This is a genomic window from Sphingobium sp. AP50, assembly GCF_900109095.1.
GTDB lineage: Bacteria > Pseudomonadota > Alphaproteobacteria > Sphingomonadales > Sphingomonadaceae > Sphingobium.
Window position 1 is genome coordinate 56,113 of sequence record NZ_FNYZ01000021.1, and the last position, 15,278, is coordinate 71,390.

General features: G+C 64.1%; 12 protein-coding genes. 3 read left to right on the top strand and 9 right to left on the bottom strand.

Features of this window, described 5'->3' with window-relative positions; translation table 11 throughout:
• Positions 1-58 precede the first annotated feature (58 nt).
• Positions 59-865 (bottom strand): alpha/beta fold hydrolase, encoded by an 807-nt coding sequence (locus BMY84_RS24050; protein WP_177204168.1) that lies wholly within the window; start codon positions 863-865, stop codon positions 59-61.
• A 140-nt stretch (positions 866-1,005) separates the two neighbouring features.
• Between BMY84_RS24050 and BMY84_RS24055 the strand changes: the two genes are divergently transcribed.
• Positions 1,006-1,860: an alpha/beta fold hydrolase gene (locus BMY84_RS24055; RefSeq protein WP_093087220.1), complete on the top strand. Its 855-nt coding sequence runs from the start codon at positions 1,006-1,008 to the stop codon at positions 1,858-1,860.
• Here BMY84_RS24055 and BMY84_RS24060 read toward each other — a convergent pair.
• The 3 genes from BMY84_RS24060 to BMY84_RS24070 all read right to left on the bottom strand — a co-directional run bounded on the left by BMY84_RS24060 (position 1,850) and on the right by BMY84_RS24070 (position 6,899).
• On the bottom strand, positions 1,850-3,106 hold the full coding sequence (locus tag BMY84_RS24060) for an MFS transporter (RefSeq protein WP_177204169.1): 1,257 nt from the start codon (positions 3,104-3,106) through the stop codon (positions 1,850-1,852). The genes BMY84_RS24055 and BMY84_RS24060 overlap by 11 nt on opposite strands.
• 68 nt (positions 3,107-3,174) lie before the next feature.
• Positions 3,175-5,325, bottom strand: coding sequence for a TonB-dependent receptor (locus tag BMY84_RS24065; protein WP_093087224.1), 2,151 nt, complete (start codon positions 5,323-5,325; stop codon positions 3,175-3,177).
• A gap of 107 nt (positions 5,326-5,432) precedes the next feature.
• Positions 5,433-6,899, bottom strand: a complete 1,467-nt coding sequence (locus BMY84_RS24070; protein ID WP_093087226.1) for an aldehyde dehydrogenase — start codon at positions 6,897-6,899, stop codon at positions 5,433-5,435.
• A gap of 326 nt (positions 6,900-7,225) precedes the next feature.
• Here BMY84_RS24070 and BMY84_RS24075 point away from each other — a divergent pair, with 326 nt between their 5' ends.
• Both BMY84_RS24075 and BMY84_RS24080 read left to right on the top strand, forming a co-directional pair.
• Positions 7,226-8,461: a M24 family metallopeptidase gene (locus BMY84_RS24075; protein ID WP_177204170.1), complete on the top strand. Its 1,236-nt coding sequence runs from the start codon at positions 7,226-7,228 to the stop codon at positions 8,459-8,461.
• 4 nt (positions 8,462-8,465) lie between these two features.
• Positions 8,466-9,353 (top strand): SDR family NAD(P)-dependent oxidoreductase, encoded by an 888-nt coding sequence (locus BMY84_RS24080; protein ID WP_093087230.1) that lies wholly within the window; start codon positions 8,466-8,468, stop codon positions 9,351-9,353.
• Positions 9,354-9,468: 115 nt separating this feature from the next.
• Here the strand turns inward: BMY84_RS24080 and BMY84_RS24085 are convergent, their stop codons facing one another.
• The 5 genes from BMY84_RS24085 to BMY84_RS24105 form a co-directional block, all read right to left on the bottom strand.
• A complete protein-coding gene (locus tag BMY84_RS24085; protein WP_093087233.1) occupies positions 9,469-10,908 on the bottom strand; it encodes an IS1182 family transposase in 1,440 nt (479 codons plus the stop codon).
• 349 nt (positions 10,909-11,257) lie between these two features.
• Positions 11,258-12,028 carry an SDR family NAD(P)-dependent oxidoreductase gene (locus tag BMY84_RS24090; RefSeq protein WP_093087235.1) on the bottom strand — a complete coding sequence of 257 codons (771 nt, stop codon included), beginning with the start codon at positions 12,026-12,028 and terminating at the stop codon, positions 11,258-11,260.
• On the bottom strand, positions 12,021-13,358 hold the full coding sequence (gene hisD / locus BMY84_RS24095) for a histidinol dehydrogenase (protein ID WP_093087237.1): 1,338 nt from the start codon (positions 13,356-13,358) through the stop codon (positions 12,021-12,023). Before hisD ends, BMY84_RS24090 begins: the two co-directional genes overlap by 8 nt.
• 23 nt (positions 13,359-13,381) lie before the next feature.
• Entirely contained in the window at positions 13,382-14,254 is an 873-nt protein-coding gene (locus BMY84_RS24100; protein ID WP_093087239.1) for an isocitrate lyase/PEP mutase family protein, read from the bottom strand.
• Between the two features lie 121 nt (positions 14,255-14,375).
• Positions 14,376-15,170, bottom strand: a complete 795-nt coding sequence (locus BMY84_RS24105; RefSeq protein ID WP_093087272.1) for an IclR family transcriptional regulator domain-containing protein — start codon at positions 15,168-15,170, stop codon at positions 14,376-14,378.
• Positions 15,171-15,278: the final 108 nt, after the last annotated feature.

Consider the following 15,278-nt stretch of genomic DNA (forward strand, 5'->3'; position numbering starts at 1 on the left):
TCGTTTCCCGAACAGGAAACGCGCGAAGGTGGTCCAGCCGCCATGTCGTCTCGCACTCTCATGCCAGATGCGCCTCCACCAGATCGCAGATAGTATCGGTTTCGATGGCAAACAGGCCATGGCCCGCACCGGGCAGTTCCACCATCCGCCCCTGTGGCACATAGGCTGCGGCACGATGCGTCTCGTGCCACAGATCATCTTCGGGGTTCAGGACCAGCGTAGGTTGCGCCAGCTGCGCCAGTCCGGCGAAGAAGTCATGCGCCGCAACCGCGCGATAGCCATCATAGAAACCCGCGCCGCTGCGCAGATTTTCGGTCAGCGAATCCTGCTTCCAGCGCAGCGACGCGCGCGGATCGGTAAAGCCGTCGATCATCCGCCACATCGCGATCAGATGCGATCCGTCGGCATGCAGAACAGGCTCCGGCGGCATCTTCGCCAGCCAGCCGGCTTTCTCCTCCAGCGTCAGCGCGCCCAGCGACACCAACACCAGCCGCCTTACCCGATCGACCGCCATGTTGGCCGTCGCCGTCGCGATCAGCGATCCGGTATGATAGCCGATCGCATCAAACGCCCCGCCCGCGATGACGCCCTGCTCCGCCAGCCGATCCATCAGGGCCAGCATCTCGGCCGCATAATCCTCGATGCTCACCGGCTCGCCCGGACCATCGGACGCGCCATAGCCCGGCGTATCCGGCGCGATCAGCGTGCGTCCCTGCGCCAGCCGCGCGAACAGCGGCTCCCAGATCCAACCGCTCTTGGGCGTCTGGTGCAGCATCAGCAGCGGTGGCACATCCTGCGGTCCCGGCGCCATCCGGACATGCACCTGCCCCCAGCGCCCGTCGACATAGGTGCGATGGAAAGTCATGCCCTTGCTCCTACCCATAAGATGCCCGGCCATCTTGCCATGCCGATCGCCTGTGCCCGCTGCGATCTCCAGCTTCGTCGCCTGACGGAAAAAGTCCGCCGCCCCATTGTTGCCGCGCCAGTCCGGGCGATGATCCGGTCATGGCTGAAGAAGGACCGGACAGGATGGAGATTGAACGCGGCTTCGTGCGCATCGCGGAAGGACAGATGCATCTGCGGCGAACCACCGGATCAGGAGATAGCCGGCCGCCACTGGTGCTGCTTCACCCTTCGCCCGGCTCCTCGATCCAGCTTGTCCCGCTGATGGAGGCCCTGGTTGCAGCGGGCGCATCGCCGCTAATCGCGCTCGACACGCTGGGCAATGGCGACAGCGCAGCGCCGGTTCCCGACACCCCGGACATCGCTTATTTCGCCGACGCCGCGCTGCGCGCACTCGATGCACTGGGAATCACCCGCTTCCACCTGTTCGGCGCGCTCACCGGCGCGCGCATGGCGTGCGAGATGGCGGTGATGGCGCCCGACCGGATCGGCCAGTTGATCCTGGAGGGGATGGGCGAATTTGATGCACAGCTACAGGCCCTGTTGCTCGACCGCTATGCGCCGGAAATGGCCCCGCATGATTATGGCTATCAACTGCTCTGGGCGTTCAACTTCGTGCGGGATCAGGCGACCCATTTCCCCTATTTCCTGCGCGATCCCGCCCATCGCACCATGAGCCGCGCGGTGCCCGACGCGGACGAACTGCATATGCGGGCGGTGGAAGTGCTCAAAGCGCTGCGCACCTATCATAAAAGCTATCGCGCCGCCTTCACCTATCCCGGACGCGCCCGGCTGGCCGCCGTCACCGTGCCCACATCTCTGCTGGCGGCGCAGGGCAATGCGGGCGCGATCGCCGACCAGCTTAGCTATGCCGATGGCATGGCGAACGGGCAGTTGGTCGAATGCAGCCCGGCGGTCGCTGACAAGGCGGCGACGATCTCGCGGCTTATTCGCTAACGCCGCTATCCGCCGGATAACGCCCCAGCGTCAGCAGCAGCGCCACAGCCCCCAGCAACAGCCCGACCGACAGGAACAGGGCGGGCAGATAACTGCCCGTCATGTCGCGAATGGTGCCGTACAGCGCCGGCGCGGTGCCCGATCCCAGGCCGAACACGGCATATTGAATGCCATAAAGTTCGCTGAAATGCCGCTGCCCGAAATAGCGGCCGGTGATATAGGCGATCAGGTCGAACTCGGCCCCGGCTACCAGCCCGATAATGCCCACCGCGATCATCGCGCTCGTCAGGCCCAGCCCTGGCATGGTCAGCGTCAGCACGCCGATCGCCGCCGGCACGACCAGCAGCACCGCCACCAGCGGCGCCCAGATCCGGTCAAGCATGAAGCCCGACAGCAACCGCCCGATGGTGACGCTGACCGCCAGCAACGCCAGCGCGCGCGCAGCGTCACCCGCGCTCAACCCGTTTTCGGTCAGCATCGGCATCAGATTGGGCATCAGCCCGCCGGTCCCCGCGCCCAGCGCCATCGCCGCCAGCGCGCTCGCCCAGAAACGATAGCGGCGCAGCGCAGCGCGCACCGTCAGCCCGTCCGTCGCTACCGCCGCCTCGGCGGTTGCGGCCTCGCCCGGCGCGGCGCATTCCCGCAGCCACAGCAGCAGGATCGGCAGTGCGATCAGCAGCGGCAACAGGCCCACGCCGACATAGGCGATGCGCCAGCCGAAACGGTCCATCAGAAAGTGGATATAGAAGGGATAAAGCGCCCCGGTCACGCCCGTACTGGCCAGCGCCAGCCCCAGCGCCACCCCCCGCGCCCGGTCGAACCAGCCGGTCACGACCTTGGCATAGGTGACGGGCAACGTGCCCAGCGCGAACACCGCCATCATCGCCCATACCGCGTAGAAACTCAGAATATTGGGGCCAACCGCACCCAGCGCCATCAGGCACAGGCCAAGGCAGATGGTCGACCCGATCGCCACGCGCCGCGCGCCCACCCGGTCGACCAGCCGCCCCACGCTCGATCCCAGCAGCACCAGCCCGATCGTCACCAGAATGATCGCGGCCAATATCTCGCCGCGCGGCCATCCGAACTGCGCGTTGAGCGCGGTCGCGAAGATGCCGGCGGTAAAGGGCGGGATCGGCGACAGGCCCAGGCCAATACCCACGCTGCACGCCACCAGCGGCTTCCACCCCCGCCGCAATTCCTGCCACGGGCTAAGCCCTTCTCCGAGCGACAATGGCGCGTGCAACCTGCATCTCCCGTACATCAAAACAAAAAGGGGAGCGAGGCGCCTGCCCCGCTCCCCCGAGGAAACGATCAATAGCTATATTTCACGCTAAGCCGGAATGTCTGCGGATCGCCTGGCGATCGCATCGCATAGGCCCCGCCGATGACGTTGCCGTACACATAATATTCTTCCTTCAGCAGATTCTCCGCCGACAGCTTCACTTCCAGCCGCGATCCTTCCGGCTGCCAACCGACAAAGGCGTTCACGACATGGCGCTTGTCCAGCAGCGTCATCGGCGCGTTGGTCCCGCCCAGATAGCGCGGGCTGATATAGCTGACATCGCCGCCGATCAGGAACGTGCCCATCGCGCCCGACGGGATATTGCCGTTGAAGCCGATATCATATTGCCATTTGGCGACGTTGGGGATGTACTTCGCCCCTGCCTTGGCCGGGTCCGAATTGGGATTGATAGCGGTATATTTGCCATGGCTATAAGCGCCCGACGCGAACAGGGTCAGTTCCGGGATTGGGCGGATATTGGCTTCCCATTCGATGCCCTCGACCCGCGCTTCGCCCGCATTCTGCGTCAGGCTGGAGCCGGTGGGCACGGTCATGCTGGTCAGGATATCGGAGAAATCATTGCGATAGGCCGCGAGGTTCAGATGGCCCTTCTTGTCCCAGAAGGACAGTTTCGCGCCGACTTCATAAGCCCACACCGTTTCGGGGTCGAAGCTGGTATTGAACGCCAGCGGCGCGGCCAGCGCCAGATAGTTGAACCCGCCGCCCTGGAAGCCGCGCGATGCACTGGCATAGAGGAACACATCGTCGCTGGCCCGGACATTGATCCCGGCCTTGGGCGTCCACGCCTTGGCCTTGAGCTTACCGCCCACTGGCACGAGCCGTATGTCGGTCAACGACGCCTGCGTCACGCCGGACACATTCTTGTCCTCCTTGGTATAGCGCAGGCCGCCCACCAGATCGATCGCGTCGGTAATCTTGTAGGTCAGCTGGCCATAGGCGGCGTAGCTTTTGGTCGTGGGATAGACCATCTGCGGCAGCGTATCATAGGTGTAGAGGACATAGTCCTGCCGCATCTGCCAGCCGGACTCGCGGAAATAGTATAGGCCGCCAATATAGCTGAGCTTGCCGTCCATCGCATCGCCAATGGCCTGAAATTCCTGGCTGAAGGTGCGATATTTGGAATCCGACGTCAGTTCGTTGAACCCGATCAGATAGCCATTTTCAGCCGAATTGCCCGGCCGCCCGCCGGTCAGGTCGTTCACGAATTCCTGATGCCCGCGCAGATAGGCGGTGATCGATTTCAGTTCGACATTCTCGCCCTGCCAGCTGAGCGTCAGGTCGCCGCCATAGGTGAAATTCTTGCCAAAGCCGCGCGTCGGACTGAGATAGGTATAAATGTCCTCGCGTGCATTTTGCAGCGTCGTCGGGTTCACCGCTACGCCGATCGTGCCGGCATTTTCGGAATGCGAGAAGAACCCGGTCAGATAGACGCCAAACGGCCCGTCGCCGATATATTTGATCGCCGCCCGGCCGCCATATTCGTCGCGGTCGCCATATTTCTTGTCGCCCAGCGCCTCTGCGTTGAAGAAGCCGTCGCGGTGGAAATAATTGCCCGTGACCAGCGCCGCCCAATTATCGGACAGCGGCTGCGACACGGTGCCCTTCAGCCGCACCAGATTGTCGCTGCCATATTCGCCCAGAAAATCGCCAAAGGCGGTGTCGCTGGGCTTTTTGGTGACATATTTGATCGCGCCGACCAATGTGTTGCGGCCATAGAGCGTACCCTGCGGCCCGCGCAGCACCTCGACCCGCTCCAGATCGGCCAGGTCCAGATTGGCGCCGGTCAGGCGCGAGAAATAGGTGTCGTCCACATAGAGGCCGACCGCCGATTCAAAGCCCAGCCAGGTGCCGCCATTCTGCCCCGCGCCGCGCATGAAGATGGTCAGCGTCGTCGGGTCCACCGTACCGGACGCCACGACCAGACTGGGGACGACGCGCATCAGGTCTGCGGTACGGTTGATCTGCAATTGCTGGAGCGCCGTTTCGCCGAGCGCGCTGACCGAAATCGGCGTAGTCTGGAGCGATCCTTCGCGGCGTTCCGCGGTGACGACAATGTCGCTGCCGATGCCGCTATCCTGCGGCTGCGGCGCTTCCTGCGCGTGCGCCGCGAATGGAAGGATGCAACTGGCAAGAAGTCCAAACCTGTATGATTTGCGCATGACTACCCCTTTCCGGGCAATATGTTGCCCATCCAAAACAACAGCTTTTCGAATTTGTCCTGCGAACCTTTTTTATCTGTTGGAATCCGGGCCTTTTGACCCTGAATTCAGATGCCCAGCCGATTGAGCGTCAGCGGCTCGATCGGAATGCTCGTGGTCTTCATCTCGGTGAAGAAATCGGCGCTGGACCGGGCGCCGTCACGGCCGATGCCCGATTCCCGGAACCCGCCAAAGGGCGCACGCAATTCGCGCATCATCGGCGTGTTGATCCATATGGTGCCCGCGCGAATGCCCTTGCTGCACCGCATCGCCGTCGTCACACAGCCGGTCCATACATAGGCGACCAGACCAAAGGCGCTGTCATTGGCGATGCGGATGGCATCCTCCACCTCGTCAAAGATGACGAAGGTGGCGAAGGGACCGAACACCTCCTCCTGACAGATGCGCGCCGCATTGGACGGCGCCAGCACCGCGATCGGATCGATATAGAAGCCCTGGTCGAAACCATCCGGCCGGCCGCCACCGGTCAGCAGTTCCGCCCCATCCTGCGTCGCGACGTCCACGAAGGACAGCACCCGGTCGCGATGCGCGGCAAAGGCAAGCGGGCCGATCTGCGTGCTCGCCGCCATCGGATCGCCGATGCGGATCGCCTTCGCCCGCGCCACGAAATCGGCGATGAACCGGTCCGCGATCGACCGCTGCACCAGGATGCGCGACCCCGCCAGGCATTGCTGGCCATTGTTGGAATAGATGCCCAGCAACGCGCCATCGAGCGCCTGATCGAGATCGGCGTCGGCGCACACGATCGCCGCCGACTTGCCGCCCAGTTCCAGGATAGCCGGCTTCAGGTTGCGCCCCGCCGTCGCCATGATGCGCCGCCCCGTTTCCGATCCGCCGGTAAAGCCGATCATGTCGATGTCGGGATGCGACACCATCGCCTCGCCGCTCACATGCCCGCGGCCGTTGACCAGATTGACCACGCCGTCGGGCAGCCCCGCCTCATGCATCAGTTCGACCATGCGGAACATCGACAGCGGCGTATATTCGGACGGCTTGAGCACGCATGTATTGCCAAAGGCGATGCAGGTGGCGATCCGCATCGATCCCAGCGCCAGCGGTGCATTCCATGGCGCGATCAGCGCGCCAACGCCCTTCGGCTCGCGCGTCACATAGGTCATGTAATTTTCGGCCTGCGAATAGCTTTCGCCCGACAGGGTACTGGCCACTTCAGCAAAGGCGCGGAAATTATGCGCGGCACGGCGTGCCAGCGGACGCACGCCACTAATCGGCAGGCCGGTGGTGCGCACCTCCATCTCCGCCAGCTCATCGGCATGGGCGGTCAGCGTGTCGCAGATGGCATAGAGAATATCGTTGCGCCGGTCGGTGCCCATCGCCGCCCAGGACGGGAAGGCAGAACGCGCCGCAGCGACCGCATCGCCCACTTCCTGCACATCGGCCTCGCGCAACTGGCACACCAGTTCCTCGGTCGCGGGATTGATGACCGGCATCAGGTGACCGCCCGCATTCGCCACCGGCGAACCATTGATCAGACTCGTCACGACAATATCGGTCATTATGCGATCCCGTTTCCCCGTCTCTGCCCTGCTTGTGCCGGGCATTCTTATCGTCGTCCCGCCTTTTCCCGACGCCGGCTGCAAAAGCCGTCCGTCGCGCGAGCCGATCATTCCGTCTAAGGCCAGCCGGCTGTCTTCATCCTGACATGCCGGCCGTCCATTGCCGTGCACCATGGGTGCCGATTCGGCTTCGGGCGGGACAGGCAAATCCTGCATTTTTTTCACCAGGCGATGAAATCACCTGCCCGCATTTGCGCCACGCCGCACCCTGCCTAGCCCTGCCTCACCCCAGCAACGGTCCGTCGTTGCGCCAAGGAGGCTGCACCATGAGTCTGCCAACACCCCTGATGAACCGCGATCGCGCCGAAACCGTGATGGCAGCGGCCGGCGTCAGCGCCTTCGTCCTGACCGATCCGATCAACATCTATCACGCCACCGGCTTCTGGCCGCAAACCGTCGCCATGGGGCAATTGGGTACGGCGCTGGCGGTGGTGCCGGTCGATCGCAACAGCCCGGCGATCCTGATCACCTCGCAGTTCATCCATTATTTCTTCGACATGGACGCGGCCGATGCGGACGGTCCGCTGCGGATGTTCCTCTATACCGCGCCCGGCAGCGAGCCGGAGGGCGCGGCCGCCCCGCCCAGCTTCTTCCGCTCGGCCCCCGGCAGTGCGCCCGACCCGTTCGAACGGGCGACCCGCGCTTCGACCCTGGACCTGCTGGACCGAACCCCTGCTTATTCCGGCCAGCGGAACGCATTGGGCGATGCACTGGCCACCATCGCACCCGACAGCCTGATCGCGGTCGATGGTCCGCTGCCCCAAAGCCTGCTGGGCGACAATTTCGTCTGGCGCACCGCCGAATCGCTGCTGCGCCGGGTGCGGATGATCAAGTCTGCGCATGAAATCGCGCTGATGCGCCACGCCGCGCGCAACAATGCGGAAGCCGCCCGCGCCAGTGTCCTCTCGATGCGCGAAGGCGACAGCTATGAAGACCTCCGCCTCGCCTTCCACGCCGAAACCGGCCGACGTGGCGGCATGCCGCTGTTCCTGTCGGTCGACAATATCGCCTATCGCCAGCGCGACGGCCTGATCCGCGAAGGTCGCGCCTTTCAGGTCGATGCCGTTAGCCATTATGGCTTCTACCATGGCGATTATGGCCGCACCGTTTGTGTGGGCGAACCGGGACAGGCGCTCAGGGACGCGATGGAGGCCGCGCAGATCGCCAATGATGCGGTGGCGCGCACGCTGCGGCCAGGCATCCGCTATTCGGATGTCATGGCGGCGGGACGCGGTGCCATTGCCGCCGCCGGCTTCGACATGGCGACGCCCTCCTCGCCCCACAGCGTCGGCCTGTTCCATACCGACGAAGCCTATGAGGGCGATGCGCTCCATTTCGTGAAGGCCGACCATCTGATCGAACAGGATATGATCCTCAGCGTCGATTGCCCGATCATGCAGACCGACATGGGCGGGACCGTGCATCTGGAGGATCTCTGGCTCATTACCCAGGACGGGTGCGAACCGCTCAACGACACCGCCCATCCCTTCATCAGGATCTGACCCGATGGCTCTCTATCCCTCCCTACAGGGTCGCCGCATCCTCATCACCGGTGGCGGGCGTGGCTTCGGCCGGGAAATGGCGCTGGCCTTCGCGCAACAGGGCGCCCGGCTGCTACTCACCGCCGCTCGCAATGGCGACGAACTGGGCCAGACCGTGGCGGACGCCAATGCGATCGCGCCGGGATGCTGTATCGGGGAATTGGCCGATGTCGCGCTGGAGGCGGATTGCACCCGCATCGCCAGCATGGCGCGGGGCCGATTGGGCGGGATCGACGTGCTGCTCAACAATGCCGCGCGCAGTCCGGCCGAAGCGATGACCCGGTTCGATCGCGCCGACCCCACGCCCTTCTGGGAAGCGGACACGGCCGGCTATGAGCGGCTGATCGTTACCAACATCGTCGGGCCTTTCCTGATGGCGCAGTGTCTGGCCCCGGCCATGGTGCAGCAGGGCTTTGGCCGGATCATCAACATGCTGACATCCGGCCCGACCATGACCGTCAGCGGGCGGGGCCCCTATGGCGCCAGCAAGGCCGCGCTGGAGGCCAGCACGGCGATCTGGGCGCGCGACCTGGCCGGCAGCGGCGTCACCGTCAACGGCCTGCTACCCGGCGGCGCCAGCGACACGGCCCTGATCCCCGGCGACAATATCGGCCAGCGCGCCATCCCCGGCTTCCGCGCTGGAAAGAATAGCGGCGGCGGCAGCGAAGGCACGCTGGCCGGGCTGCTGCCCGCCGACATCATCGTACCGCCCGCCTTGTGGCTGGCCGCCGACGAATCCGTGGCATGGACCGGCCGTCGCTTCGTGGCCAAGGACTGGGACGACGGGCTGGGCTGGGAGAGCGCGGCGGCGCAAAGCGTCACCGAGATGGTCGACGTACCGCGCATCCTCTAGGTGGCGTGAAGATAGTCAGACGGTCTGGAAGCGACCCAGGCTGTGTAAAAACGGCGCGCGGTGATCGAAGGCATGTGGGGGAAGATGTGCAAGCCGGGTCGAGCAACACGCTCCCTTATGTGGCAATGGCGGCCAGCATTTTCCGGGTTCCCAGGATGCTGAGCACACGGGTGAGGTTATAGGCAAGAACATGGAGTGCCATCTCGGTTGAGACGTGTCGCTTGGTTTTCATGAGGAAGTGCGTGGCGCCCATTCGGGCTTTGAGGGTGCCGAAGGGATGCTCGACGGTTTGGCGCCGCACCCGCATGGCGTTCGGATCTGCATCCAGGCAGCACTGCATGGCCTCTAGTATGTGCTCATGCTCCCACCGCGTGACCCTGCGTTCCGGGGCCGGTGTGCAACGCGCCTTGATGGGGCATCTGGGGCAGGCGCTCGTCCAATATCGGCTTACCGTCAGACCTGCTTCCACGGTAGTGTAGCGGTATTTCAGCACCTCGCCGGCTGGGCAGCGATACGTGTCCTGATCGGGGATATAGACGAAGTCCTGCTTTCCAAAGCGGCCAGCGGCCTTGGCTTGTGAGGTCAACGGCTTTGGCAGTGTGACGGTTACCCCGGCCTGCTCGCTGGCCAGTATCTGTTCGCCGGAGAAGTAGCCGCGATCGGCCACCACATCGAGTTGCTCTGCGCCCAAAACGGCCTTGGCCTTCGTTGCCATGCCGCTGAGCTGAGCCCGATCGGTTCCGACGTTCGTCACCTCGTGCGTGACGATGATATGGTTGTCCGTATCGACCGCCACCTGGACATTGTAGCCGACCACGCCTGTCCCGCGCCCGCTCGACGACATGGATCGCGCATCGGGATCGGTCAGCGAGATTTGCTGGTCCGGCGAAGACAGCATCTGCGTTTCCAATGCGTCCAGACGCCTCATCTCGTCACCGAGCCTGGCTATCTTCTCTTTGAGCCGGTCGGTCTTGGCGGCCAGCACCTCGGTCGGCTCCTGGCGATCGGCCGTGTCGAACTGCGAGAGATACCGCGCGACACTTTCCTCGATCTGTTGCCGTCGGCGCTGGAGCTTGGCTTTGGTGAAGTTGCGGTCGCGATTATTGACCGCTTTGAATTTGCTGCCGTCGATGGCGACGCTCCGACCAGCGAGCAGGTCCATCTCCCGGCACAGCATGACGAAGCGGCTACAGACCTGTTTGATCGCAACGCCATTGTCGCGCCGGAAGTCCGCGATCGTCTTGTGATCGGGCGCAAGGCAACCCAACAGCCACATCAGTTCGACGTTGCGACCGGCCTCCCGCTCCAGGCGCCGGCTCGACTGGACGCGGTTCAGATACCCGTAAATGTAGAGCTTCAGCAGCACCGATGGATGATAGGACGGGCGGCCGGTCGATGCCGGTGCGACACCCTCAAATCCAAGCCCCGAAAGATCCAATGCGTCTACGAACGCATCGACCACCCGAACCGGATTTTCCTCGTCGATCCAATCGTCCATGCAAGGCGGAAACAGCGTCGTCTGGGTGCGATCCGCACCCGCAATGAAGCGACCCATGTGATCCTCCAAACCGTTGGATCATAGTACCACATCTGCCGCGTTTTCACACAGTCTGGACCAGATGCGGGCATATTCCCTCTCCCGTTTACGGGAGGGGGTTAGGGGGTGGGCTGGACGTAGCTACAGCCCACCCCGCTGCGACTAACGCGCTACGCGCGCAAGTCTCGCTGCCCCTCCCGCAGGCGGGAGGGGAATGGCGGCAATCCACCCTCTCTGTCCTATTCTCCCCGGCCATGAGACAAGAAGAACCATCTCAGCGGTCGAACGCGACTTTCCGATAGGATCAGGGCTTGGACAGAAAATGTCGCATCTGGCGGGACATATGCGAAGTTAAGCGCCGGTCCGGCTAATCCGCCGTCCATCCGCCATCGACCATGATGCTGGTCCCGGTGACAAGCGCAGAAGCCTCCGAAGCGAGGAAGACCACCGCGCCCATAATGTCCTCGACCCGGCCGATCCGGCCGAGTTTGATCCGCGCCAGCACGCGGTCACGGAACGCCGGATCCTCAAAAAAGGGCCGGGTCATCGGCGTTTCGATGAAGGTCGGCGCGATCGTGTTCGACCTTATGCCATGACCGGCCAGATCCAGCGCAAAGGATTTGGACATGCCTTCGATCGCCCATTTGGAGGCACAGTAGAGCGATCGGTTGACGCCGCCCACATGCCCCATTTGCGATCCGATATGGATCAGCGACCCCGGCCGCCTGGCGGCGATCAACCCGCGCGCCACCGCCTGCGCCACGAAGAAGGCGGCGCGGACATTCAGGTCCATCACCGCGTCATAATCCGCCGGTGTCGCCTGGTGCATCGGCATCGGCCGGTTGGTGCCGGCATTGTTGACGAGGATGTCGAATGGCCCTTCGGCCGCGATCGCGGCCTGCGCCGCATCGATATCGGCAACGTCCAGCCGCAAGGCCTGCGCCCGTCCACCCATGTCCCATATCGCCGCCGCCCCGGCTTCCACATCCGTTAGCGTGCGCGCAGCCAGCATCACCTCCGCCCCGGCCTGTGCCAACGCCGCCGCGCAGGCAAGGCCTATGCCCTTGCCCGCACCCGTCACCAGCGCGCGTCGCCCCTCCAGCCGGAAGGCTGGCGTGCGGGGCAGCGGGTCAGGCATCGACCGCCGTCAACGCCGATGGCGCAGCGGTCCCGGCATAGGGCACATCGACCCCGCCATAGCGGCGCACGCGGATATTGGCCTGCTCGCCATGACCGGCAAAGCCCTCCAGCCCGCACAGGCGCGAACAATATTCACCCACCAGGGCACTCGCTTCATCGGTCATCACCTTCTGATAGGTGCAGGTCTTCAGGAACTTGCCAACCCACAGCCCACCGGTATAGCGCGCGGCCTTGCCGGTCGGCAGCGTATGGTTGGTGCCGATCACCTTGTCCCCATAGCTGACATTGGTCCGCGCCCCCAGAAACAGCGCGCCATAGTTGGTCATGTTGTTCAGGAAATAATCGGGGTCGGCGGTCATCACCTGCACATGCTCCGACGCGATTTCGTCGGCGATCCGCACCATTTCCGCATCATCCTGCGCCACGATCACTTCGCCATAATCGGCCCAGGCACGCCCGGCATGGGCGGCGGTCGGCAATATGGTCAGCAATCGCTCGATCTGGCGCATCGTTTCACGCGCCAGCGCCTCCGACGTGGTCAGCAGGATCGCCGGGCTGTCCGGCCCATGTTCGGCCTGCCCCAGCAGGTCGGTGGCCGCCAGTTCGCCGTCGCAGCCAATCTCGTCCGCGATCACCAGCGTTTCGGTAGGACCGGCGAACAGATCGATGCCGACCTTGCCATAAAGCTGACGCTTGGCCTCCGCGACGAAGGCGTTGCCCGGCCCCACCAGCATGTCGACCGGCGCGATCGACGCAGTGCCCAGCGCCATCGCGCCGACCGCCTGAATGCCGCCCAGCACATAGATTTCATCCGCCCCGGCCAGCACCTGCGCCGCCACGATCGCAGGCGCAGGCTTGCCCTGGAAGGGCGGCGCACAGGTCACGACGCGGGGCACACCGGCGACCTTCGCTGTGATGACCGACATATGGGCGGAGGCCAGCAGCGGATATTTGCCGCCCGGCACATAGCATCCGGCCGCATTGACGGGCACGTTGCGATGGCCCAGCACGACGCCGGGCAGCGTCTCCACCTCGACATCCTTCATGCTGTCCCGCTGGATGCGGGCGAAGTTGCGCACCTGCGTCTGCGCAAATTCGATGTCCTTCAGGTCCTGCGCGGACAGTTGGTCAAGGCAATCCTGCTTCTCGCGGTCCGACAGCCGAAAGCTCTCCGGCGCCCAGCCGTCGAACTTGCCCGACATCTCCCGCACGGCATCATCGCCGCGCACCGATATGTCCGCCAACGCCCGCTCCACCGTTTCGCGCACCTGCGTCAGGACAGCGGGTTTCTCGTTGGTCTTGTCGCCGCGTTTCAGCCAGCGTGCCATGGTCATTCTCTCCGATGGAAGGGTCAGTTGGTTTCGGCGTCGGCCCATTTGCGTTCGAAGGCCCAGACATCCTCGAAGCCGATCAGCGAACAGAAACGCTTGAAGTCATAGACCGGCATGTCGCCGCCCGATCCATCCCCGGCCTGCCGCAATTGGCTCAGCGCCGCATGGACCGCAGCCGCCGACGCAAGGCTGGCGAGCGCAGGGAAAATCGCCATCGAAAAGCCGATCTGCTTGAGCGTGTCGACCGGCAGGATCGGGGTGACGCCGCCCGTCGCCATGTTCGCGACGAAGGGCCGGTCGATCGCCGCGCACTGGATGCGCATCTCTTCCTCGCTCGCCAGCGCTTCGGGGAACAATATGTCCGCCCCGGCCTGCGCATAGGCTTCCATCCGGCGCATCACGCCCGACAGCCCTTCGCTCTGCCGCGCGTCGGTGCGGGCGATGATCAGGAAATTCTCGTCCTGCCGCGCGTCCTGCGCCACCTTGATCTTCGCCACCATCTCTTCCAGCGGCACGATCCGCTTGAAGGGCGTATGGCCGCATTTCTTGGGGAATTGCTGATCCTCGATCTGGATCGCGGTCACGCCCGCCTCTTCATAGGCGCGCACGGTATGATGGACGTTGAGCAGCCCGCCATAGCCGGTATCGGCGTCGGCGATCACTGGCGCGGTGGACGATCGCACCAGCGTCGCCATGCGATCGGTCATCTGCGTGACCGACGCGATGCCGGCATCCGGCAGGCCATAGGCGGACGCGGTCAGCCAGTAGCCCGTGCCATAAACGGCGTCGAAGCCGACTTCATTGGCGATGACCGCCGTGATCATATCCTGAATGCCCGGCGCGACGATGAACTCGCCCGCCTGCAATTTTTCACGAAGAATGGGATTGGCCATATCTGCTCCGCCAGCCGCGCGGCCGCCGGGGCCGCAAGTCGATGAGAGGCAGGACTAATGACGCGGGCCAGGGTCACAATGGGGACGCATCGCCCGTTCGCCTGGCGAAGAAATCAGGCGGTCACGCCGCCATCTGGATCAGGTCGCGGCTGATGGCGGCCGCCGTGTCCCGCAACGGCGGTAGCAGGCGCTGGATCGCATCGGTCATCGACATGGCGCTGGCGAAGAAGATCAGCGCCAGCGATCCGACCAGCCTGTCCCCTTCGAACAGGGGGACGGCGATGGACGACGTCTTGCCCGGATTGGCGGAATAATGGTTGCGCGCGACCGCCGCATAGCCCTGTTCCCGGATCTTGCGCACTGCGTCCCCGCTTTCGAAATCGCGCAGGGTCAGCGAATCGATCCCCTGCCCGCTGGTGCGATATTGTTTCAGCAATTCGGCCTGCTCATCGGCCGGCGCATAGGCGAAATAGGCGCGCCCCGATGCCGATGGCAGCAAGGGCACCTGCCAGCCGGGGTAATAGTTGTTGAAGGTCAGCGATGTGATGGTGCTGGTCGAATCGCGCACGACCATGGCCTGCCCGACGCGTGTCGCCAGGCTGATCGGCCAGTCGAACTGCTGGGTCAGGCGCATGATATGCGGTCGGGCCGTTACGACCAGCCGGTCATGATTCTGGAAACCGCAGGACAGCGTCTGGACCAGAGCGGTAGGGCGATAGCGTTTGCGAGCCGGTTCCTGTTCGATCAGCCCTTCATCGATTAGCGTCTTGATGATGCGGGTGGCGGTGGGGTGCGGGATCGCCGCGCTATGGGCAATCTCGGTCAGGGTCAGGCCGCTGCCGCGATTGATCGCCTGCAAGACCGCGATGCAGCGGGCGATCGCCCTGATCGAGTGATCCTTTTCTTTCACGGGCATGGTATCGCTATTCATGCAGCGAAGATTTCGTCCAACGCTTCCTCCTGTCAAGCAGTCGGCGGCCCTGTTCGTTCGCCTGGCGATGATTTGGCGGCAGCGCGGTTCGCC

Coding starts and splice junctions, on each gene's coding strand:
- BMY84_RS24050 (WP_177204168.1), bottom strand. CDS start 865: ATGACTTTCCATCGCACCTATGTCGACGGGCGCTGGGGGCAGGTGCAT.
- BMY84_RS24055 (WP_093087220.1), top strand. CDS start 1,006: ATGGCTGAAGAAGGACCGGACAGGATGGAGATTGAACGCGGCTTCGTG.
- BMY84_RS24065 (WP_093087224.1), bottom strand. CDS start 5,325: ATGCGCAAATCATACAGGTTTGGACTTCTTGCCAGTTGCATCCTTCCA.
- BMY84_RS24070 (WP_093087226.1), bottom strand. CDS start 6,899: ATGACCGATATTGTCGTGACGAGTCTGATCAATGGTTCGCCGGTGGCG.
- BMY84_RS24075 (WP_177204170.1), top strand. CDS start 7,226: ATGAGTCTGCCAACACCCCTGATGAACCGCGATCGCGCCGAAACCGTG.
- BMY84_RS24080 (WP_093087230.1), top strand. CDS start 8,466: ATGGCTCTCTATCCCTCCCTACAGGGTCGCCGCATCCTCATCACCGGT.
- BMY84_RS24085 (WP_093087233.1), bottom strand. CDS start 10,908: ATGGGTCGCTTCATTGCGGGTGCGGATCGCACCCAGACGACGCTGTTT.
- BMY84_RS24090 (WP_093087235.1), bottom strand. CDS start 12,028: ATGCCTGACCCGCTGCCCCGCACGCCAGCCTTCCGGCTGGAGGGGCGA.
- hisD (WP_093087237.1), bottom strand. CDS start 13,358: ATGGCACGCTGGCTGAAACGCGGCGACAAGACCAACGAGAAACCCGCT.
- BMY84_RS24100 (WP_093087239.1), bottom strand. CDS start 14,254: ATGGCCAATCCCATTCTTCGTGAAAAATTGCAGGCGGGCGAGTTCATC.
- BMY84_RS24105 (WP_093087272.1), bottom strand. CDS start 15,170: ATGCCCGTGAAAGAAAAGGATCACTCGATCAGGGCGATCGCCCGCTGC.